Origin of the sequence: Yokenella regensburgei, assembly GCF_051486985.1 — a bacterium.
GTDB lineage: Bacteria > Pseudomonadota > Gammaproteobacteria > Enterobacterales > Enterobacteriaceae > CBFFRJ01.
Map to the genome: position 1 here is coordinate 1 of NZ_JAHVDV010000088.1, position 1,141 is coordinate 1,141.

The following is a 1,141-nucleotide window of genomic DNA, read 5'->3' on the forward strand; positions in this document are numbered from 1 at the left end:
CCCAGGGCGGCATACTTGCTTCGTTATAGACGCGTCCGGTGACGATGGGTCTGTCCGGGTCGCCGTTGATAAAGTCCACCACCACTTCATCGCCCACGCGCGGGATCTGCACCCCGCCAAAACCCTGACCTGCCCATGCGCTCGATACCCGCACCCAGCACGAACTGGTGTCGTCACCCTTCGCAAGACGGTCCCAGTGGAATTTCACCTTGATGCGACCGTATTTGTCCGTCCAGATGCTCTCGCCTTTCGGACCCACCACTTTCGCCGTCTGCGGCCCGTACGTGCGCGGCCACGGCGTCGACTGCGCCGGCCGGTACGGCACTGACGCGGGGATCACCGTGAAGTCCACGCGGTGCATCGTCTGCGAGTCGCCCCCGCTGGCGTACCGGTTCTCCTCCAGCCAGTATCCCGCCGCCGTCGTCAGGTATTCACCGTTGTCGCTGAAGAACGGYGCATTGTGCAGCGTGAAGGTCGTCCCCGGCGCAATCCCCAGCGCCGTGCCGCTCCCCTGCACCTGCTGGTGCTCCACCTGCCAGCGCTCCTGGCGGACTCTGGCGTAAAATTCAGCGTGGTCRTTCTCCACAAAACGCCCCGGCCAGTCGTAAACGTCGATRCTCCCCGGCTGCGGCGAGGACGGATTCTGRCGCGCCTGGAACAGCCACGCGTTCGGCTTGCGGAAATCRTAGTCGTCCAGACTGTAAATCCCCGGCGTCACGCTGTCGGTCAGCGCCCACTGGCTGACCCCTTCCTCATCGGTGCTGCCGCCGGATGCGGTCACATGGTAGGGGATGGTTTCATAGCCGGGGAACGGCTGGTGCCCCGTGGTGGCATCCGTCAGCACCATCACGTGGCGACCGGCTTCATGGCGGAAGAAATAGGTGATGCCTTCCAGCTCCATCAGCCGGCTGATGAAATCAAAACTGCTCTCCTGGTACTGCACGCAGTAGTCCCATACCCGGTAGCTGCCGGTAAGCCTGTCCTCCGTGTTCACCTGATATTCACCCAGCAGCGTTTTCACTATCTGCACCGCCGTCTGACCCTGGAAAATGCGCAGATTGCGGTCACGCTTCATCGGCCACAGGTCCGGTTCAACGGTAAGCTGGTACACCGCATAGCGGGTGCCGGAAAGCTCCACGGC

1 protein-coding gene is annotated in these 1,141 nt (G+C 62.8%); it reads right to left on the reverse strand.

The annotated features are described in order from the left end of the window. The coding region (locus KXR87_RS23535) for a type VI secretion system Vgr family protein (protein WP_437434588.1) at nt 1-1,141 on the reverse strand (1,141 nt) is incomplete at both ends.